This window comes from Curtobacterium sp. L3-7 (assembly GCF_048756585.1).
GTDB lineage: Bacteria > Actinomycetota > Actinomycetes > Actinomycetales > Microbacteriaceae > Curtobacterium.
Genome location: NZ_CP151474.1, coordinates 2,229,464 through 2,248,723, shown reverse-complemented (window position 1 = coordinate 2,248,723; position 19,260 = coordinate 2,229,464). Strand labels below are relative to the sequence as shown.

18 protein-coding genes and 2 tRNA genes are annotated in these 19,260 nt (G+C 69.9%); 6 read left to right on the top strand and 14 right to left on the bottom strand.

Annotated features, from left to right (window positions below):
- Position 1: 1 nt before the first annotated feature.
- The 5 genes from AAEP80_RS10930 to AAEP80_RS10910 all read left to right on the top strand — a co-directional run bounded on the left by AAEP80_RS10930 (position 2) and on the right by AAEP80_RS10910 (position 4,982).
- The gene (locus AAEP80_RS10930; protein ID WP_420364416.1) at positions 2-1,228 is read left to right on the top strand and encodes a PucR family transcriptional regulator; all 1,227 of its coding nucleotides are present in this window, start codon (positions 2-4) and stop codon (positions 1,226-1,228) included.
- 91 nt (positions 1,229-1,319) lie between these two features.
- Positions 1,320-2,249: an ACP S-malonyltransferase gene (locus tag AAEP80_RS10925; RefSeq protein ID WP_413602140.1), complete on the top strand. Its 930-nt coding sequence runs from the start codon at positions 1,320-1,322 to the stop codon at positions 2,247-2,249.
- Positions 2,246-3,277, top strand: a complete 1,032-nt coding sequence (locus tag AAEP80_RS10920; protein ID WP_402728500.1) for a beta-ketoacyl-ACP synthase III — start codon at positions 2,246-2,248, stop codon at positions 3,275-3,277. Before AAEP80_RS10925 ends, AAEP80_RS10920 begins: the two co-directional genes overlap by 4 nt.
- Positions 3,278-3,380: 103 nt before the next feature.
- Positions 3,381-3,629 (top strand): acyl carrier protein, encoded by a 249-nt coding sequence (locus tag AAEP80_RS10915; RefSeq protein WP_281264269.1) that lies wholly within the window; start codon positions 3,381-3,383, stop codon positions 3,627-3,629.
- Positions 3,630-3,737: 108 nt separating this feature from the next.
- Positions 3,738-4,982, top strand: coding sequence for a beta-ketoacyl-[acyl-carrier-protein] synthase family protein (locus AAEP80_RS10910; protein ID WP_281264268.1), 1,245 nt, complete (start codon positions 3,738-3,740; stop codon positions 4,980-4,982).
- A gap of 168 nt (positions 4,983-5,150) precedes the next feature.
- On the opposite strand, the gene AAEP80_RS10905 is transcribed toward AAEP80_RS10910, so the two are convergent.
- From AAEP80_RS10905 to AAEP80_RS10880, 6 genes are all read right to left on the bottom strand, one after another.
- Positions 5,151-5,651 (bottom strand): DUF3145 domain-containing protein, encoded by a 501-nt coding sequence (locus tag AAEP80_RS10905; protein ID WP_281264267.1) that lies wholly within the window; start codon positions 5,649-5,651, stop codon positions 5,151-5,153.
- A gap of 166 nt (positions 5,652-5,817) precedes the next feature.
- Complete coding sequence (locus AAEP80_RS10900; RefSeq protein ID WP_420364415.1) at positions 5,818-6,615, bottom strand: DUF1684 domain-containing protein; 798 nt, start codon at positions 6,613-6,615, stop codon at positions 5,818-5,820.
- Positions 6,612-7,748 carry an AI-2E family transporter gene (locus AAEP80_RS10895; protein ID WP_281264265.1) on the bottom strand — a complete coding sequence of 379 codons (1,137 nt, stop codon included), beginning with the start codon at positions 7,746-7,748 and terminating at the stop codon, positions 6,612-6,614. The genes AAEP80_RS10900 and AAEP80_RS10895 overlap by 4 nt, the downstream gene beginning before the upstream one ends.
- Before the next feature lies 1 nt (position 7,749).
- Positions 7,750-7,823 (bottom strand) — tRNA-Ile (locus tag AAEP80_RS10890).
- 11 nt (positions 7,824-7,834) lie between these two features.
- Positions 7,835-9,016, bottom strand: a complete 1,182-nt coding sequence (locus AAEP80_RS10885; RefSeq protein ID WP_413602142.1) for a glycosyltransferase — start codon at positions 9,014-9,016, stop codon at positions 7,835-7,837.
- Positions 9,017-9,169: 153 nt separating this feature from the next.
- The gene (locus AAEP80_RS10880; protein ID WP_281264263.1) at positions 9,170-10,084 is read right to left on the bottom strand and encodes a DMT family transporter; all 915 of its coding nucleotides are present in this window, start codon (positions 10,082-10,084) and stop codon (positions 9,170-9,172) included.
- Between the two features lie 39 nt (positions 10,085-10,123).
- Here AAEP80_RS10880 and def point away from each other — a divergent pair, with 39 nt between their 5' ends.
- Positions 10,124-10,699 (top strand): peptide deformylase, encoded by a 576-nt coding sequence (gene def / locus AAEP80_RS10875; RefSeq protein ID WP_420364414.1) that lies wholly within the window; start codon positions 10,124-10,126, stop codon positions 10,697-10,699.
- A gap of 31 nt (positions 10,700-10,730) precedes the next feature.
- Here the strand turns inward: def and AAEP80_RS10870 are convergent, their stop codons facing one another.
- From AAEP80_RS10870 to AAEP80_RS10835, 8 genes are all read right to left on the bottom strand, one after another.
- Positions 10,731-11,039 (bottom strand): hypothetical protein, encoded by a 309-nt coding sequence (locus AAEP80_RS10870; protein ID WP_420364413.1) that lies wholly within the window; start codon positions 11,037-11,039, stop codon positions 10,731-10,733.
- Positions 11,040-11,336: 297 nt separating this feature from the next.
- Positions 11,337-11,409: transfer RNA gene (locus tag AAEP80_RS10865), tRNA-Asn, on the bottom strand.
- A 121-nt stretch (positions 11,410-11,530) separates the two neighbouring features.
- Positions 11,531-12,526 (bottom strand): D-isomer specific 2-hydroxyacid dehydrogenase family protein, encoded by a 996-nt coding sequence (locus AAEP80_RS10860; RefSeq protein WP_420364412.1) that lies wholly within the window; start codon positions 12,524-12,526, stop codon positions 11,531-11,533.
- Positions 12,523-13,458, bottom strand: a complete 936-nt coding sequence (locus tag AAEP80_RS10855; protein ID WP_413602146.1) for an ATP-binding cassette domain-containing protein — start codon at positions 13,456-13,458, stop codon at positions 12,523-12,525. Before AAEP80_RS10855 ends, AAEP80_RS10860 begins: the two co-directional genes overlap by 4 nt.
- 148 nt (positions 13,459-13,606) lie before the next feature.
- Positions 13,607-15,301, bottom strand: coding sequence for an ABC transporter ATP-binding protein (locus AAEP80_RS10850; RefSeq protein ID WP_420364411.1), 1,695 nt, complete (start codon positions 15,299-15,301; stop codon positions 13,607-13,609).
- The gene (locus tag AAEP80_RS10845; RefSeq protein WP_281264257.1) at positions 15,298-16,296 is read right to left on the bottom strand and encodes an ABC transporter permease; all 999 of its coding nucleotides are present in this window, start codon (positions 16,294-16,296) and stop codon (positions 15,298-15,300) included. Before AAEP80_RS10845 ends, AAEP80_RS10850 begins: the two co-directional genes overlap by 4 nt.
- Before the next feature lie 2 nt (positions 16,297-16,298).
- Positions 16,299-17,393 (bottom strand): ABC transporter permease, encoded by a 1,095-nt coding sequence (locus tag AAEP80_RS10840; protein ID WP_402728493.1) that lies wholly within the window; start codon positions 17,391-17,393, stop codon positions 16,299-16,301.
- A gap of 96 nt (positions 17,394-17,489) precedes the next feature.
- Positions 17,490-19,124, bottom strand: a complete 1,635-nt coding sequence (locus AAEP80_RS10835) for an ABC transporter substrate-binding protein (RefSeq protein WP_402728492.1) — start codon at positions 19,122-19,124, stop codon at positions 17,490-17,492.
- Between the last annotated feature and the right edge of the window lie 136 nt (positions 19,125-19,260).

The following is a 19,260-nucleotide window of genomic DNA, read 5'->3' as shown; positions in this document are numbered from 1 at the left end:
GGTGACGACACCCCGCACCGACCCTGCCGTGGGCCGGGAGAACGACCGCGAACGCGCGCTCTCCTGGCTCCGGCAGGTGTCGGGCGAACTCTCGACCGCCACGATCAAGCGGCTCGAGGACACGCTCCCGTGGTACAGCGAGATGCCCCCTGGTCGACGCTCTGCGGTCGGCATGGTGGCGCAGGCCGGCATCACGTCGTTCATCTCGTGGCTCGAGGGCAGCGCGTCGACGCCGTGGATCGCCGCAGCCGACGTGTTCGGTTCCGCGCCGCGGGAACTCCTCCGCTCGGTGAGCCTGCAGCAGACGCTGCAGCTCATCCGCGTCGTGGTGACCGTGGTCGAGGAGCGCGCCAAGGACGACGAGATGCTGCAGGAGGCGATCCTGAAGTACTCGCGGGACATCGCGTTCGCAGCCGCCGACGTCTACGCGCGTGCTGCGGAGGCCCGCGGGCTCTGGGACGCGCGGCTCGAGGCGCTCGTGGTCGACTCGATCCTGTCGGGCGAGTACGACGACGAGCTGCCGTCACGGATCGCGGCGCTCGGCTGGCACGGTCACGGCGAGGTCGCGGTGCTCGTCGGCACGGCGCCGAAGCAGCTCGAGGTCGACCAGGTCCGCCGTGCTGCCCGCCACATGGACGCCGACGTGCTCATCGGCGTGCAGGGGTCGCGGCTCGTGGTCGTCATCGGTCGCTCGACCCCACGGGACGACGTTCCCGAAGGCGAAGAGCCCGTCTCGTTCATGGCAATCGCGCAGGCACTGGAGCCGATGTTCGGCGACGGGCACCTGGTCCTCGGCAACGAGGTCCCCGGGGTGGTCGACGCGTCGACCTCGGCGAAGGCGGCCCTCGCCGGGTTCGCCGTCGCGCGTGCCTGGCGCGGCGCTCCCCGTCCAGCGCTCGCGGACGACCTGCTCCCCGAGCGAGCACTGGCCGGCGATCCCCTCGCCCGCTCCGCCCTCGTCCAGCGCATCTACGTCCCGCTGAAGGACCAGTCCACCGAACTGCTCCAGACCCTCTGGTGCTACCTGGACACCGGTCGGTCCCTCGAAGCCACGGCCCGCGAGCTCTTCGTGCACCCGAACACCGTCCGATACCGGCTCCGTCGTGTCGCAGACATCATCGGGTGGGACGCCACACACGCCCGCGACGCCCTCATCGTGCAGTCGGCGCTCATCCTCGGCGCGATGTCCGAGTCGGCCTCCGGTCGACGTCGGATCGGACGCCGGTGACCTCCGACCGTAGGGGTCCCACAATGTCTCGAGCGGATTCGTGTCGGGAGTCCACACGGGGCACACGCGTCGCGGCAGACAGGATTGTCCGGTGATCGTCGTCGTCGCGCCCGGACAGGGCTCCCAGACTCCCGGCTTCCTCGCCCCGTGGCTCGAGGACGCCGCCGTTCGTGAACGTGTCGGGCAGTGGTCCGAAGCGATCGGCGTGGACCTCGCCGTGCACGGCACCGAGTCCGACGCGGACACCATCAAGGACACCGCGCTGGCCCAGCCGCTCATCGTGGCCGCCGGCATCATCACCGCCGACGCACTCCTCGCCGACGGCCGCCGTGCCCTGGTCGGAGGCGTCGCCGGACACTCGGTCGGCGAGTTCACCGCCGCTGCCGTCGCCGGCATCCTGCAGCCGACCGACGCCGTCTCCCTCGTCGCTGCCCGCGGCCGGGCGATGGCCGACGCCGCAGCGCTCGAGCCGACCTCCATGGCGGCCGTCCTCGGTGGTGACGCCGACGAGGTCGCCCAGGCCCTCGAGGCACACGGCCTCGTGCCCGCGAACCACAACGGCGGCGGGCAGACCGTCGTCGCCGGCGCTGCCGCAGCGATCGCGGCACTCGCCGAGAACCCGCCGGCGAAGGCCCGCGTGATCCCCCTCGCCGTGGCCGGCGCGTTCCACACCCGGTACATGGCCCCCGCGGTCGAGCGCGTGGCCCCCGTCGCCGCCGGCACCACCGCCGTGGACCCGACGCTCCCGATCTGGACGAACGCCGACGGTTCGCGCGTGGACGACGGCCGGCAGTTCGTCGACCTGATGGTCCAGCAGATCGCGAACCCCGTGCACTGGGACTCTGTGATGGAGTCCTTCCAGCAGGCCGGTGTCACCGGCATCATCGAGCTCGCACCGGCCGGTGCGCTCGTCGGACTCGCCAAGCGCGGCCTGCGCGGCACCCCGACGGTTGCGATCAAGTCCCCCGAGGACCTGCCGGCCGCGATCGAGCTCCTCAGCACCGCGGAGGTGTCCGCATGACCGACGTGTCAGAAGCCGTCGAGCCGACCGGAAGGCCCGTCCTCGCGCAGCGCAGGGGCCACGAGTTCAGCCGCATCATGGCGTTCGGCGCCGCGCGCGGTGAGCTCACCGTCCCGAACGACGACCTCGTCGGACCGATCGACTCCTCCGACGAGTGGATCCGGCAGCGCACCGGCATCATCACCCGGATGCGTGCCGGTGAGGGCGTCGAGGCGGTCGACCTCGCCGAGACCGCGGCGCGCGAAGCGATCGCGAAGGCCGGGCTCACCCCCGACCAGATCGGCGTCGTACTGGTCAGCACCGTGACGCACACGGTCGCGACGCCGTCGATGGCGTCGCTCCTCGCCGAGCGCATCGGCGCCACCCCGGCTGCGGCCTACGACATCAGCGCCGCGTGCGCCGGGTACGCCTATGGCATCGCCCAGGCCGACTCGTTCGTGAAGTCCGGCATCGCCGACCACGTGCTGGTCATCGGCGCCGAGAAGCTCAGCGACATCGTCGACCCCACCGACCGGTCCATCTCGTTCCTGCTCGGTGACGGCGCCGGCGCGGCGGTCGTCGGCCCGAGCGACTTCCCCGGCATCGCCCCGACCATCTGGGGATCGGATGGGTCCAAGTGGGACGCGATCGGCATGACCTCGACCTTCAACGAGTGGGAAGCGGGGGCCGCGCGGCCGACGATACGGCAGGCCGGTCAGACCGTGTTCCGCTGGGCCGTCTGGGAGATGGTCAAGGTCGCCCGCGAAGCGCTGGAGACCGCAGGCGTCCGACCCGACCAGCTCGCCGCGTTCGTCCCGCACCAGGCGAACATCCGCATCATCGACGAGTTCGCCAAGCAGCTCGGCCTCCCCGAGTCCGTGGTGATCGCCCGCGACATCACGACCACCGGCAACACCTCGGCCGCGAGCATCCCGCTCGCCACCCACCGCCTGCTCGACGAGCACCCGGAGCTGTCGGGCGGACTCGCCCTGCAGATCGGGTTCGGCGCCGGACTCGTGTTCGGCGCGCAGGTGGTCGTGCTCCCCTAGTCCACCGACTCACCCACAGGCCCGCCAGGCTGCGGGCACGGGATCACCCCGTGCCCTAGGCTGGTCCACGGTCAAACGACACCCCCCTCAAGGAGACACCATCATGGCCCTGTCCAACGAAGACGTCCTCGCCGGCCTGGCCGAGCTGATCAACGACGAGACCGGCATCGCGACCGACACCGTGCAGGCGGACAAGTCGTTCACGGACGACCTCGACATCGACTCGATCTCGATGATGACCATCGTCGTGAACGCCGAAGAGAAGTTCGACGTCAAGATCCCCGACGAAGAGGTCAAGAACCTCAAGACCGTCGGTGACGCCGTCGACTTCATCGTCAAGGCCCAGGCCTGACACCCACAGCCCTGGCGCGAACTTCCTGAACGCCGCGGTCCGGCTCGACCCTTCCGGTCACGGGCCGCGGCGCTCTTCATGTCCACCTCAGAAGAAACAAGTCGTTCCATGACCAACAAGACCGTCGTCGTCACCGGGATCGGTGCGATCACCCCTCTCGCCGCGACTGCCTCGGAGACCTGGGACGCCCTGCTCGAGGGCAAGTCCGGCATCACCAGGCTCGAAGACCCTCGCTACGCCGAGCTCGACATCCCCGTCGAGTTCGCGGGCCAGGCCCGGAAGTTCATCACCGACCAGCTCACCCGCCCGGAGACGAAGCGGTTCGACCCGTCGTCGCAGCTCTCGCTCATCGCCGCGCGCGAAGCCTGGGCCGACGCCGGCATCGACAACGAGACCGTCGTCCCCGAGCGTCTCATCGTCGACTGGGCGACCGGCATCGGCGGCGTGAACACCCTGCTCGACGCATGGGACACCCTGCGCGAGAAGGGCCCGCGCCGCGTCCTCCCGATGACCGTGCCGATGCTCATGGCGAACGGTCCGGCAGCGGCCATCGAGATGGAGTTCGGTGCCCGTGGCGGTGCTCGGACCTACCTCTCCGCATGTGCCTCGTCCACCGAGTCCCTCGCCGAGGCGTACCGGCACGTGGCCACGGGTGAAGCCGACATCGTCATCGCCGGTGGTGCCGAAGCAGCGCTCCACCCGATGCCGCTCGCGTCCTTCGCCGCGATGCAGGCGCTCTCGCGTCGGAACGACTCCCCCGAGACCGCCTCGCGTCCGTACGACGTCACGCGCGACGGCTTCGTGCTCGCGGACGGCGCGGCTGCCCTCATCCTCGAGACGAAGGAGCACGCCGAGGCCCGCGGCGCGAAGATCTACGCCGAGGTCGCCGGCGCCGGCATCACGTCAGACGCCTTCCACATCACCGCTCCGGACCCCGAGGGCAGCGCGGCCGCCCGTGCGGTCCTGACGGCACTCGAGCACGCCGGCGCCTCGCGCGACGACGTCGCGCACGTCAACGCGCACGCCACGTCGACCCCGGTCGGCGACATCGCCGAGTACCACGCCATGCGTCGCGTGTTCGGTGACCACCTCGACTCCGTCGTCGTCTCGGCGACCAAGGCGTCCACCGGGCACCTGCTCGGTGGTGCCGGTGCGATCGAGGCGATGTTCACCGTCCTCGCGCTGCACAACCGGGTCGCGCCGCCGACGATCAACCTCACCGAGCAGGACCCGGAGATCGTGATGGACGTCGCGACGGCTCCGCGCGAGCTGCCGGCGGGCGACCTGCTCGCGGTCAGCAACTCGTTCGGCTTCGGCGGCCACAACGCCGTCGTCGCGTTCCGCACGGCCTGACACCGATCAGCCAGGAGGCCCGTCTCGCGTCTGCGGGGCGGGCCTCCGTCGTCCTGTGGTCGCGTCCACATCGCGAAAGCGACAGTTCCCCGCCGGTGATCGGCGGGGAACTGTCGCTTTCGCAGAGGTGTCGGAGTCTTCAAGCGCCGGACTGACGCTGTGGCGGGGTCAGCCCACGCGGTGGAGCCAGACGACCGGGTTGCCCTCGGCAGCGTGGCGGAACGGCTCGAGTTCGTCGTCCCAGGCCTGGCCGAGCGCCAGTCGGAGTTCACGGTGCAGTTCGAGGGCGTTGCTGCCGGCGACCTCCATCGCGTAGCGCACGCGGTCCTCGGGGATCACCATGTTGCCCGTGACGTCGGTCTGCGCGTAGAAGACGCCGAGGTCGGGCGTGTGCATCCACCGGCCGCCGTCGGACGCCTCGGTGGGCTCCTCGGTGACCTCGTAGCGGAGGTGCTCCCAGCCCCGCAGCGCAGAGGCGATCGCGGCACCGGTGCCGACCTGCCCGGTCCACGTGTACTCGGTGCGCCGGGAGCCGTCCTGCGCGGGCTGGTCCAGCCAGGAGAAGTTCACGGCGCGACTCATCGCGCGACCTGCTGCCCATTCGACATGGGGGCAGAGCGCGCGCGGGGAGGAGTGCACGTAGAGCACTCCTGACGCAGTCCCGGTCATGATTCCTCCGATCATCAGGTGCGACTTCCCCATCGACCTGCGGAGGATCCGGTGACCAGAGCCATCGATATCCGATTGTGATGTCCTTGCGGACACGCCCATTATGCAGCGTCTCCGCTGGGAACGGCAAGGACACGGGCCGGATCCGCCCGTGTCCGGCCCAGGATCAGTGGAAGACGGCCCCGTCCCGATCGATCGGGTGCCGCTCCCCCGCCGTCACCAGGACCGACAGCCGGTTCTCCGGCGGCGGGATCGGGCAGGCGTACTGGTACGAGAACGCGCACGGTGGCAGCACCAGTTCGTTCCAGTCGAGCTCGACGTCTGCGGCGGCGCCCGGGTCGGAGACGAACAGGAACCGCCCCATCGAGTAGCTGCTGTGACCGTCGTCCTCGGGGAGCGCACTCGTCGCGTCCTGGACGATGAGCTGCAGCCGCGCCGCTCCCCCGAACGGTGCCGACCGGACCGCGACGAGCGTGACGGCCACGCCACCGACGGTCGTCGACACGGTGCCGGCGACCGCCAGCGGATCGCCGGCGGCGTCGAGGACGTCACCACGAGCCTCCAGGCCGGCCACGTCCCGCGCCGGCGTGAAGCGGCCGGAACCGATCCAGTCGTCGGACCGTGGGAACCGGTCGATCGCGGCGAAGCGTGCGATCGCCTCCGATGCCGGGTCCCACACGCGGAGGGTACGTCCGGCGACGGTCCCGGCGAACCCCTCCGGGAAGGCGACCGTCGACGGGACGACCGCCTCGTCACCTGCGACGAGGACCGTTCCGTCGACCGGGACACCGTCGACGACCACACCGTCACCCGCGGCAGCGGTCACGGTGAGTCCGCCGACCGACGGTGCCCACGTGCCGGGCACGGGCCAGACGGCCTGCGGGTGGTCGACCCGCTGCGCGTTCACCAGGGCGAGCGGGCCTCGCGGACCGACCGCCCAGCGCTCGCGCGCGGAGGAGGTCATGCCTGCTCCTGCCTCGGGTAGATGACCTTCTGCACGATGATGATCACCGATGCGGCGATCGGCACCGCGACGAGGGCTCCGAGGACGCCACCGATCGTGGCTCCGGCGACCGCGGCGATGACGACGAGGGCGCCGGGGACCTGCACGGCACGGGACATGATGCGCGGGGAGATCACGTACGACTCCACCTGCATGTACACGAGGTAGTAGATCGCGGCGGCCAGCGCGGTCGCCGGCGAGGCGAAGAAGCAGAGCAGCGAGATCACGATCGCCGCGCCGAGCGTCCCGACGAGCGGGATCAGGGACCCCATGAACGCGAACGTGGCCAGCAGCACCGGCAGCGGCGCGCCGATGATGAGCAGGAACACCAGGCTGAGGATCCCGTTGATCGCTGCCTGCGAGATCTGGCCGACGACGTAGCGACCGACCGAGGACGTCACCTCTTCGCTGACGTCGACGAAGTTCTGGCGACGCGAGGCCGGCACGAAGCGGTACAGCATGCTCTTCATGCTCCGCATCGACGCCAGGAAGTAGAGCATCAGGATGAGCACGATGAGCACGCCGGTCAGCCCGGACAGGATGCCGGTGCCGACCGCGAGGATCCCGCCTCCGAGACTCAGCAGGTTGCCCGGGTCCTCGGCGAAGGACTGGACCGACTGCAGCGCGTGCGTCAGGTCGAACGAGCCGGCGAGCTGCTTCGACAGGTTCTGCACCCAGTCCTGCTTGGAGATGTCCTCGACGATCTCCGGGAAGTTGTGCACCAGGTTCGTCGCCTGGTTGACGACGATCGGCACGACGGCGAACACGATGCCCACGAACGCCCCGAGCACCACGACGACGACCGCCAGGATCGCGGCCCACCGTGGGATGTAGCGCTCGAGGAACGTGACGAGCGGGTCGAGGCCGAGGGCGATGAACAGCGCGACGCCGATGTAGACGAGGACGGTCGACAGCTGGCCGATGAGGGCGCCGGCGAGCAGTGCGACGAGGACGCCGATGCCGCCCATGAACCCGATGCGGAACGCGTTGACGCGCACGCCGGTGCCCGACCGGGACGCCTCGAACGTCACGTTCGGGGTCGGGCGGGGCGTCTGGTCGTCGTCGTTGTTCCGCTTGCGTGTGGGGAGGTGCACGTGGGGCGGGCGGGACTCGAACCCGCGATCGTTCCGTTATGAGCAGACTGCCTTGACCAGCTTGGCTACCGCCCCTCGTCGGGAGCCTAGGCCACCGGCTCCCCACGATACAGCGACTCGAACGTCGCGAGCGTGCGGTTGATGTCGTGCGCCTCGATCATGGCCAGACTGCGCTCTCGGAGACGGATGTAGTCCTCGTCCGAGGCCGTCAGGACCTTCGCGAGCTTGTCGGCGAGGTCGCGCTCGTCACCGGGTTCGAACAGGTACCCGTTGCCGTCGACCAGGTGGGGCAGCGCCATCGAGTTCGCGACGACGACCGGCAGACCGGACGCCATCGCCTCGAGCGAGGCGATGCTCTGCAGCTCGGCCGTGGACGGCATTGCGAAGACCGTGGCGTTCGTCAGCGTGCGGAACTTCACCTCGTCGGAGACGAACCCGAGGAACGTCACCCGGTCCTCGATCCCGAGCTCCTTCGACAGCGCGGTCAGTTTCGGGATCATCTCGCCGTCACCGACGATCGTGATGCGTGCGCCGAGCTCGGCTGGGAGCAGCGGCAGCGCCCGGAACAGGACGTCGAGGTTCTTCTCCGGGGCGACGCGGCCGACGAAGACGATCTCGTTGTTCGCCGGACGACCTTCCCGCGCGACGTACCGCGAGGCGTCGATGCCGCACGAGATCGCGAGCACGCGCTGTCCGGCGATGGCTTCGCGGAGGTAGTCGGCGGCGAGGTTCGTCGGCGTCGTGATGGCGTCGGCGAGACGGTAGGTGCGGGCGGCGTCGTTCCACGCGATCTTCAGCGCGATCGGCAGCGTGAAGCGACCGAAGGGCGTGTACTCGAGGAGGTTCTCGGGCATGAAGTGGTTCGTCGCGATGATCCGGATGCCCCGGTCGTGTGCTTCCCGGGCGACGCCGCGGCCGACGATGATGTGCGACTGGATGTGCAGCACGTCGGGCTTGATCGCATCGATGATGGGCGCGGTGTGCTTCCGGACGCTCCAGGGCCACGCGAAGCGCAGCCAGGCGTGCAGCGGCCACTTGTACGACTTGAGCCGGTGCACGACGAGGGTGACCCCGCGGTGTTCCTCGTCGAAGGTGCCGTGGTGCCGGCCCGCGGCCGGGGCGATGATGTGGACCTCGTGGCCGCGCTCGGCGAGGCCGACGGCGAGCTGCTCCGTGAAGGTGGCAGCTCCGTTGACGTCCGGTGAGAAGGTGTCTGCGGCGATGAGGATGCGCAGCGGGCGTCCGGTGGGGGTGGCGTCTCCTGACACGGTGGGCGTCGTCCTCTCCTGGGCCTGCATCCGGCGGGTCGCTGGTCCGACGTGCCGGGGTTGGTCTGGGCCTGAAACGCTACCGTACGCCGATGCGCGGCCGCGTCAGCCGCGCGGTGGACGGGGCGCCCGCCTCCAGGTGGACGGCGTCGGTCAGCGTCTGGCTTCCGGGTGGTACTTCGCGAGCATGAAGACACCGGTCACCGCGATCGCTGCGGCGACGACGAACCCGACGACGGCGAACGCCGGTGCGCCGGCGGCCTCGTCGAGGACGATCACGCCGATGCCGACCGCGACGATCGGGTCCACCACGGTCAGGCCGGCGATGACCAGGTCCGCCGACCCCGCCGAGTAGGCGTTCTGCACGAAGTACCCGCCGAGGGATGCCGCGACGATGACGCCGATGATCGCCAGGACGGTGAGCCAGTCGAACGTGTGGTTGACGAACCGGTTCAGGGTGACCTTCGCCAGGGTCGCCACGAACCCGTAGAGCACCCCGGCGCCGATGATGTAGTAGAGCGCGCTCTTGTGCTTCGCGACGACGCGGAACGACACGAGGACGAGCACGAGGACCACCGCGAGGATGATCAGCACGGTCACGAGCTGGGCGCGGGTGATCGGGCTCTCGTGCCCGACGAACGCCGCGATCGCGACGAACAGGCCGACGCCGATGATGCACGTCCACACCGCGCGCCGCGCCGGTCGTCCGAGGGGGACCCCGGAGGACCGCGACGAGAACCAGGTCGTGATGACGAGCGCCACGGCGCCGAGCGGCTGGACGACGATGAGCGGCGCATAGGTGATGCTGATCAGCTGCAGGACCACCGCGACACCGAGCATGATCGTGCCGAGCACCCAGTAGCCGCTCGAGATCAGCCCGAGGATGTGCCGGACACTCAGGCCCTTCGACTGCTTGCCGAGGCGCGCTTCGACCCGCTTGACCCCGCGAGCCTGGAACTGGGCACCGAGCGACAGGAAGACCGCGCCGATGAGCGCGACCGGGATCATGAGCGCCTGGAACGGGGTGAGGTTGTTCACCGCGTCCGGGAGCTGGAGGTCCGTCGTCACGCGTCGAGGCTATCCGACCGCTCCCGATAACCTGGGTGAATGGCCGTTCTCCCCATCCGGATCACCGGTGAACCCGTCCTGCACGCCCGCGCCGAGGAGGTCACCGTCTTCGACGACGACCTGCGCTCCCTGGTGGCGGACATGTTCGAGACGATGGACCTGGCGCCCGGTGTGGGGCTCGCCGGCCCGCAGGTCGGTGTCGGCAAGCGGCTCTTCGTGTACGCATGGACCGATGATGACGGCGTGCTCTGGCGCGGCGCAGCGGTGAACCCCGTTCTGTGGATCACACCGGCGGTGCCCGAGTCGGTGGAGGAACTGGACGAGGACGAGGAGTCCGAGGGCTGCCTCTCCATCCCCGGCGATCGGTTCCCGCTGCGCCGGAGCGAAGGCGCCCTGCTGCGCGCGGTCGACGAGCACGGCGAACCGTTCGAGATCGAGGCGCACGGCTGGCTCGCGCGCATCTTCCAGCACGAGTACGACCACCTCGACGGCGTGCTCTACGCGGACCGCCTCGTCCACCCGTACGCCAAGCAGTCCCAGAAGTCCGTCAAGAAGCAGAGCTGGGGCGGACCGGGCAAGTCCTGGCTGCCCGGCCGCGACCACCCGGAGGGCTGACGGAGCGTCGGGTCCGGCCTGGAGGCTCGGCTCAGCCCCGGTACGCCGCGATCGCGTCGCGCAGGTGGTCCATCTCCGGATGCCCCGGGCAGTAGATCGCGAGCCCTGCGGCCGTCCGTGCCTCGGCAGCCGACTCGATCGGGGTCGTCCACGGGGCCGTCCCGGACACTGCGCAGGTCGCGGCGAGTTGCTCGATCGTCGACTCCCCCGCCGCGGCGTCCACCGCGTCCTGCTGCTGCGCCGACGCCTCGGTCCCCGTGATGCGCTGCGCCCGGCAGTCGGTCCGCCCGGCTTCCCAGACCGCCGAGTAGGTCGTGAACGTCTCCGTGCGGCCAGGCACCCCGTCGTCCCGGCAGACGAACGCGAACACCATCGGTGCCGTGCCCGATGCCGGGACCGAAGACGACGGCGTGCTGTCGACGGAGTCGTCCGGCTCGGACTCGGCTCCCGCAGTACACGCAGCGACTCCGCCCATGACCACGCCCGCGACCACGAGGCAGCATGCCGCGCGGACGGTTCGACGGAGGAGATGCACCTGTGAACGCTAACAGCATCCACCCCGACGCCCGCCGTGAAGGATCGGCACGACGTACGGGAAAACGAGAAGGCCCCCACCGCGAACGGTGAGGGCCTGACGCTCCCCGAGTTGGACTCGAACCAACAACCTGCCGGTTAACAGCCGGCTGCTCTGCCAATTGAGCTATCGAGGATCACTGTGCTGTTGTGGAACACTGCTCATCCCGGGTGACCCGGTCTGAACAACGGGTAACAGCATAGCAGGACAACGGACGCTCCCCGCGCATCCGGCACGCACCCCGGGCGCGCCGCGCGTCAGTACCCGGCGACCGGGTCCACGACGCCGACGAAGCCGGATCCCGACTCCGCGAGGAACGCCTCCACGTTCGCCCGCACCCGCTCCGCGAGCAACGGCGCCACCATCTCGGGCGTGTCCGCCTGGTGCGGCGTGATGATCGCGCCCGGCGTCTCCCACAGCGGGTGACCGTCTGGAAGGGGCTCCGGGTCGGTCACGTCGACACCGGCGCCGGCGATCTCCCCGGCACGGAGGGCGTCGACGAGCGCGTCCGTGTCGACGAGTCCGCCGCGGGCGATGTTCACGAGCCGCGCGGTCGGCTTCATGCGCGCGAACTGCGCCGCGCCGAAGAGCTTCGCGGTCCCGGAGGTCATCGCCGCGGCGATCATCACGACGTCGGCGGACGGCAGGACGTCGTCGAGGTCGTCGGTCGTCACCGTGCGGGACGCACCCGGCACCGGAGAGGTCGACCGGCGGACGACCGTCACGTCCACGTCGAAGGTTGCGAGCAGCCGCATGTACTCCAACGCGATGCCGCCCGCGCCGATGACGAGCACGTTCCGGCCGTACAGGGACACCCCCTCTGGTTCGGTCGCCCACGACGTCGCCCGGGCCCGCGCGGGCAGGACGCGCAGCGTCGCGAGCGTCAGCGCGAGGGCGTGCTCGGCGACGGGCTCCGCGTAGGCCCCCTTGGCCGAGGTGAAGAGCACGCGGTCCCCGTGCGCGGAGATCAGGTGCGCGAACGCGTCGACCCCGGCGAACGGCAGCTGCACCCAGGTGACGCCGGGCGCGGAGTTGAGCGCGGACTCGAGGCCGGAGGGGTCACGCGGGTCGAGCCACACGATCCCACGCGTGTCGCCGTCGAGCGCGGCGACGGTGCCACCGGCGTCGGACACGGCCGACACGTGGAGCTCGGCCGGCGAGGGCAGGATCGCGATCGGACCGGACGTCGGCGGTGGCACCGGCAGCGGCGCTCCCGAGTCGGTCAGCACTGCGCGGTGGCCACGTGACGTCACGCGTTCTCCTGTCGGTCGGTACGGGGGCCGGTGCCGGCGGTCGCCGGACGGCGTGGAGCGGACGAGCGGCGCGGCGCACCAGCGGCACCGCCGGCGGGTCGACGCTTCACCGGCCGGGCAGCGGTCGCGGCGAGGGTCTTCACGTAGGGATCCACGGGGCTGTCGAGGACCTCGTCGAACGTCCCGAGCCCGACCAGGCGTCCCTCGTTCATGACGGCGACGCGATCGGCCAGGGCGCGGGCCTCACGGAGGTCGCTCGACACGACCACGGCGGAGAACTGGCGGCCCTGCTGGAGGTTCGCCAGGGCCTCGAGCACGGACTGGCGGACGAGGACGTCGACGCCGCGGGCGGGCTCGTCGGCGACGAGGAGCTGCGGTTCGAGGACGAGCGCCTGCGCGAGTGCGACCCGTTGGCGCTGCCCACTGGAGAGCTCCCACGTGTTGAGCCGCATCACGCCGAGCGGCAAGTGCACGGCGTCGACGAGCCGCGCGACGATGAGTCCGGCTTCCTTGCGGTCGAAGCGACGGTCACGGGCGTAGATCGGTTCGGCGATGGCCTCGCCGACGGTGAGGTCGGGGCTCAGGCGATCGGCGGCGTCCTGCGAGAGGTACCCGATCCGCCCGGTCAGCCGGGCGAGGCGACGCGACGAGGCCCGGAGCCCGCGGGTCTTCTGCCCGAGGACGGTGAGCTCGCCGCCGACGATGTGCCGACGCTGCGCACCCTCGCCCTCGCCACGGGCGCCGAACTGGCCGGCGACCGCCGCCGCGAACGTCGACTTGCCCGAGCCCGACTCCCCCAGGAGCGCCAGGATCTCGCCGCTGCGGACCGTCAGGCTGACGCCGTCGACCGCCCGGATCGGTCGGGCGCCTGGCACCCGGTACTCGATGGACACGTCGTCCGCGACGACCGCCGGGCCGTTGACCCCGATCATGGAACCCCTTCCGCGCCGCCCCCTGGCGGCGCAGCGCGGACGGAACGCGTCCGCGCGTCGTACGTGGTGCAGTGGAGCCGACCGCCTTGGAGGCTCGACCAGCGTCGACGACGCAGGCCGGGCCTCCAGGGATGGCCGGTCCGTCGGATCAGGACCCGACGTGCTCCAGTTGCTCCAGCGTACGCCGTCGCTCGGCCTGCTCGGCCGGGTCCGGCACGGGGAGCGACGCCAGCAGGCGCTGTGTGTAGGGGTGCTGCGGTGCGCCGAGGACCTCTGCCGTCGTGCCGGTCTCGACCAGGTCGCCGCGGTACAGCACCGCGATCCGGTCGGACAGCGCGCCGACGACCGCGAGGTCGTGGCTGATGAACAGCGAGGCGAAGCCGAAGTCCTGCTGCAGCTCGAGGAAGAGCTCCAGCACACGGGCCTGCACCGACACGTCGAGCGCACTCGTGGGCTCGTCGGCGATGAGCAGCTTCGGCCGGAGCGCGAGCGACCGGGCGAGCGATGCACGCTGGCGCTGCCCACCGGAGAGCTCGTGCGGGTAGCGGTCGCCGTACGCCGCGGGGAGCTGCACGGCCTCCATCAGCTCGTCGACCTGCTTGCGCGCCGCCCGCGGTGACGACGCGACGCCGTGCACGATGAGCGGTTCGGCGACGCACTCGGCGATCGTCAGCAGCGGGTTGAACGACGTCGCCGGGTCCTGGAACACGAACCCGATGTCCTTCCGGACCGGCTTGAAGTCGCGCTCCTTGAACCCGAGCATCTCGTGTCCGAGCACCTCGAGCGACCCGCCCGTCACCCGCGTGAGACCGGCGATCGCCCGTCCGATGGTGGTCTTGCCGGAGCCGGACTCCCCCACCAGGCCGAGGACCTCGCCCGGACGGATCGCCAGGTCGACGCCCTTGACCGCCTTGAACGCGTGCGAGCCGAGTCGTCCGGGGTACTCGATCTCGAGCCCCTTCGCCTCGACGACCGGTGCGACGTCCTCGGTGATGATCGCCCGGCGCGCAGCGCCGGTCGAAGCCTCGAGCCGGGGCACCGCGGCGAGCAGCCGCTTCGTGTAGTCGGCCTGCGGGTTGCCGAACAGCTCCGCGACGGGGGCCTCCTCGACGATCTCGCCCTGGTACATCACGGCGACGCGGTCGGCCAGGTCGGCGACCACGCCCATGTTGTGGGTGATGATGACGATCGCGGCGCCGAACTCGTCGCGGCAGCGGCGGAGCAGGTCGAGGATCTCGGCCTGCACCGTGACGTCGAGTGCCGTCGTCGGCTCGTCGGCGATGATCACGCTCGGCTCGAGCGCCAGCGCACTCGCGATGACGACCCGCTGCTTCTGACCGCCGGAGAACTGGTGCGGGTAGTGGTCCACGCGGACCTCGGGGTCCGGGATGCCGACCCGACGGAGGTAGTCGATCGCCTTCGCGCGGGCCTCTTTCTTCGAGACACCACCGTGGGCGCGGAGGCCCTCGGCGATCTGCCACCCGACGGTGAAGACCGGGTTCAGTGCGGTCGACGGTTCCTGGAACACCATCGCACCGGCGGTCCCGCGGAGCTCACGGAGCTTCTGCGCGCCGACGGACACGACGTCGGTGCCGTCGAGCATCACCGCCCCGCCGAGCGTCGCCGTCTCCGGCATCAGCCGCAGCATGCTGCGGGCGGTCACCGACTTGCCGGAGCCGGACTCGCCGACCAGGGCGAGGACCTCGCCGGGTCGGACGTCGATGCTGACGCCCTTGACGGCGTCGACGGCGCCGCCGTCCGTTGCGAAGGTGACGGTGAGGTCGTCGACGACGACGACCGGTTCCTTCCGTTCGGATTGGAGGCCGTTGGTCGCGTCGGTCATGCTGCTGCCCCTTCCGCTGCTGTCGCCTTGTCACGGGTGGAGACCAGCTGCTTCAGCCGCCGGCGCGCACGCAGGCGGGGATCGGAGATGTCGTTGAGGCTCTCGCCGACGAACGTGACGCCGAGCACCAGCACCACGATCGCGACACCCGGGTAGACGCCGGTCCACCAGACGCCGGACGCCACGTCGGAGAGCGCGCGGCTGAGGTCGTAGCCCCACTCGGCGCCGGCGGTCGGACCGATGCCGAACCCGAGGAACCCGAGGCCGGCGAGCGTCAGGATCGCGTCGGACGCGTTGAGGGTCAGGATCAGCGGCAGCGACCTGGTCGAGTTGCGGAGCACGTGGCGCGTCATGATGCGCCACGGGTTCGTGCCCATGACCCGGGCGGACTCGACGAACGCGTCGTTCTTCAGCCGGACGGCCTCTGCTCGGACGACGCGGAAGTACTGCGGGACGTAGACGACGGTGATCGAGATCGCCGCGGCCGTGATGCCGCCGTAGTAGCTCGAGTTGCCGCCGGAGACCACGATCGAGACGACGATCGCGAGCAGCAGGGACGGGAACGCGTAGATCGCGTCGGCGACGACGACCAGGATGCGGTCGAGCCATCCGCCGATGTAACCGGAGACCATGCCGAGCAGGACGCCGACGATGATCGAGACGACCACCGCGACGATGACGACCAGCACCGCGGTGCGGGCGCCGAACACGACGCGGCTGAACACGTCGAAGCCGCCGACCGTGGTACCCCAGATGTGCTCGGCGCTCGGGGCACCGGTGCGGGGGAAGTTCGCCCCGTCGGCACCCTGCAGCTGGCCGAAGCCGTACGGGGCGATGAGCGGTGCGAACACCGCGACGAGGAGGTACAGGGCGCAGATGACGACGCCCGTGATGAGCATGGCGCGCTGCCAGCCGGTGCTCCTGCGGAGTTGGACGACGACGGGGAGACGCTTCCAGAGCGGCTCGTGGCGGTCGACGAGGGACGCATCGGTCATCGTCAGAACCTCACTCTCGGGTCGATCAGGGCCGCGACGACGTCCACGATGAAGTTCGTCACCGCGACGATCACCGCGAGCATCGCGACGATGCCCTGGACCGCGACGAAGTCACGGGCCGACAGGTACTGGTTGAGCTCGAAGCCGAGGCCGCGCCAGCCGAACGTCGTCTCGGTGAGCACCGAGCCGCCGAGGAGCATCGCGATCTGCAGGCCCATCACCGTGATGATCGGCACCAGGGCCGGGCGGAACGCGTGCGTCCGGACGAGTCGGGACTCGCGGACACCGCGGGAGCGGGCCGCATCGACGTACTCGGAGCCGAGCGAGCCGATCATGTTCGCGCGCACCAGGCGCAGGAAGATGCCTGCGGTGAGGAGGCCGAGCGTCAGCGCGGGCAGCACGGCGTGCAGGAGCACGTCACCGATGATCTGGCCGTTGCCGGTGCGGAGCGCGTCGATGATGTAGATGCCGGTCGCACCGGGGACCTGGTCGAGCGCGAGCTCCACCCGCGTCGACGCCCGGTCGCCGAGGGGCAGCCAGCCGAGCCACACCGAGAAGACGAGCTTCATGAGGAGACCGCCGAAGAACACCGGGGTCGCGTAGGTGAGGATCGCGAGCGCGCGGAGCAGCACGTCCGGCCACTTGTCACGGAGGTACGCCGCGAGCATGCCGAGCGGGATGCCGAGGACGAGCGCGACGATGAGCGCGTAGAACACGAGCTCCGCGGTCGCGCCGCCGTACGTGACGATGATCTCGGTGATCGGACGGTGGTCGGTCGCGGTCGTGCCGAAGTCGCCACGGGCGATGTTGCCGAGGTACTCGAGGTACTGGACGATCACCGGGCGGTCGTACCCGGCGGCGTGCAGGCGTTCCTGCAGCTGCGCCTGGGTCAGCCGGCCGCCGACGGACGCGACGATCGGGTTCCCGATGATGCGCATCAGGAAGAACACGAGCGTCACCAGGATGAAGACGGTCGGGAAGATCAGGAGGAATCTGACGAGGACGTACCGCCCGATGCCACCGCCGGACTTGGCACTGCGTTGTGCCGCCGGCTTCGTGGGCTCGGTGTCGATCGCCTCTGGGGTCGTGAGGGTCACTGGGTGGGTGCCTTTCGGGTCCTGTGTGTGGACCGGTGGTCCTGCGCGGCCGAAGGGGGCGTTCCGGCCTGCGGAACGCCCCCTCCGGGGTGGTGCTTACTTGCTCAACGTTGCGTAGCGGAACTTGAACGACGCGTCGAGCTTCAGGCCCTTGACGTCCTTCGACGCGACCGCGACGGACTTGCCCTGCAGGAGCGGCAGCGTCGAGATCTGCGTCGCCTCGCGCTCCTGCGCCTGCTCGATCAGGTCAGCGCGCTTGGCCGGGTCGGACTCGGCCTGCTCCTTCGCGATGAGGTCCTGGATCGTCGGGTCGTCGTAGTGGTTCTGCACGAAGTTGTCCTTCGTGAAGAACGGCGACAGGTAGTTGTCGGCGTCCGAGAAGTCCGGGAACCAGCCGAGCTGGTACTCCGGGTACGAGTCCTTCGTGCGCTCCTGGGCGTACGTCGTGTAGACCGTCGACTGGATGTTCACGGTGAACAGGCCCGACTTCTCGAGCTGCGTCTTCAGCAGGGCGTACTCGTCGTCCGACGCCGAACCGTAGTGGTCGGGCGCGTACTGGATGTCGAGCTGGATCTTGCCGTCGACACCGGCGTCGGCGAGGGTCTTCTTCGCCTTGTCCACGTCCGGCGCGCCGTTGCCGTCGCCGTACATCGACTTGAACGGCGTCGCAGCACCGGTGAGGCCGTCGGGCACCATCGAGTACAGCGGCGTGTACGTGTTGTTGTAGACCTCCTTGGCGAGCGCGTCGCGGTCGACGACGTCCGCCACGGCCTGCCGCACGGCGAGGGCCTTCGCCTCGTCGGAGTCGGACTGGCCGGTCCCGAAGGGCTGCGACTTGAAGTTGAAGACCAGGTAGCGGATCTCACCGCCGGGGCCGTCGGTGACCGTGAGCTTGTCGTCCTTGCGGAGCGACGCGATGTCGGTCGGCGTCAGCGAGCGGTACGCCACGTCGACGTCGCCCTTCTGCACGGCGAGCTTGAGGTCGGTCTCCTTCGTGTAGTAGTTGGCCGTCACCTCGTCCGTCTTCGCCTTGCCGAGCAGCCCGTCGTACTTGGGGTTGGCCTTGTACTGGATGAGCTGGTTCTCCTTGTACGAGGTGATCTCGTACTGCCCGGCGAACGCCTTGCCCTTGACGATGTCCGCGGCGGGCGTGAGCTTGTCCGCCGAGAAGACGTCCTCGTCGACGATCGGACCGGCGGGGCTCGAGAGCACCTGCGGCCAGGTCTGGTCGGCGTGGTCCAGGTGGAACACCACGGTCGTGGCGTTCGGCGTGTCGATGCTCTTGAGGTTCGCGAGCAGCGACTGCGGGCCGTTCTCGTTGTTGATCTTCAGTTCACGGTTGAACGAGAACTTCACGTCGCTCGACGTGAGCTTGTTGCCGTTCGCGAACTCGAGCCCCTTCTTGAGCGTGACCGTGTAGGTCGTCGGGTCCGTGAACTCGCCCTTGGTCGCGATGTCCGGCTTGACGTCCGGGCTGCCGACCGGGGTGTTCATCAGGAACGGGAACACCTGGTTCTGCACGGCGAACGAGCCGTTGTCGTAGGAGCCCGCCGGGTCGAGCGACGTGATCGAGTCGGTCGTGCCGATGATCAGGCCGTTCAGGTCGGTGGACGAGCCGCTGCCGCCGCCCGCGCAGCCGGTCAGCACCAGCGCCGTCGCTGCTGCTCCCGCGCCGAGCGCGATCGTGCGCTTGCCCCACGTGGCTGTGCGCTTCTTGAACACGGATGCCATGTCCGATGCCTCTCTGCTGTTGGTTGCAGGAGCCCCTGGGTCGGTGGTGGAACCGCTGTGTACCGGCCCGGGACACTCATTGAGAGACACCCTGCCATGGAACTTCTTCCGGCGGGGCCGCTTTTTTTACACCGCT

Bases quoted from the DNA above. Each gene is read 5' to 3' on its own strand.
- AAEP80_RS10845 (WP_281264257.1), bottom strand. From the start codon at position 16,296: ATGACCGATGCGTCCCTCGTCGACCGCCACGAGCCGCTCTGGAAGCGT.
- AAEP80_RS10915 (WP_281264269.1), top strand. From the start codon at position 3,381: ATGGCCCTGTCCAACGAAGACGTCCTCGCCGGCCTGGCCGAGCTGATC.
- def (WP_420364414.1), top strand. From the start codon at position 10,124: ATGGCCGTTCTCCCCATCCGGATCACCGGTGAACCCGTCCTGCACGCC.
- AAEP80_RS10905 (WP_281264267.1), bottom strand. From the start codon at position 5,651: ATGACCGGGACTGCGTCAGGAGTGCTCTACGTGCACTCCTCCCCGCGC.
- AAEP80_RS10910 (WP_281264268.1), top strand. From the start codon at position 3,738: ATGACCAACAAGACCGTCGTCGTCACCGGGATCGGTGCGATCACCCCT.
- AAEP80_RS10920 (WP_402728500.1), top strand. From the start codon at position 2,246: ATGACCGACGTGTCAGAAGCCGTCGAGCCGACCGGAAGGCCCGTCCTC.
- AAEP80_RS10900 (WP_420364415.1), bottom strand. From the start codon at position 6,615: ATGACCTCCTCCGCGCGCGAGCGCTGGGCGGTCGGTCCGCGAGGCCCG.
- AAEP80_RS10855 (WP_413602146.1), bottom strand. From the start codon at position 13,458: ATGATCGGGGTCAACGGCCCGGCGGTCGTCGCGGACGACGTGTCCATC.
- AAEP80_RS10850 (WP_420364411.1), bottom strand. From the start codon at position 15,301: ATGACCGACGCGACCAACGGCCTCCAATCCGAACGGAAGGAACCGGTC.
- AAEP80_RS10835 (WP_402728492.1), bottom strand. From the start codon at position 19,124: ATGGCATCCGTGTTCAAGAAGCGCACAGCCACGTGGGGCAAGCGCACG.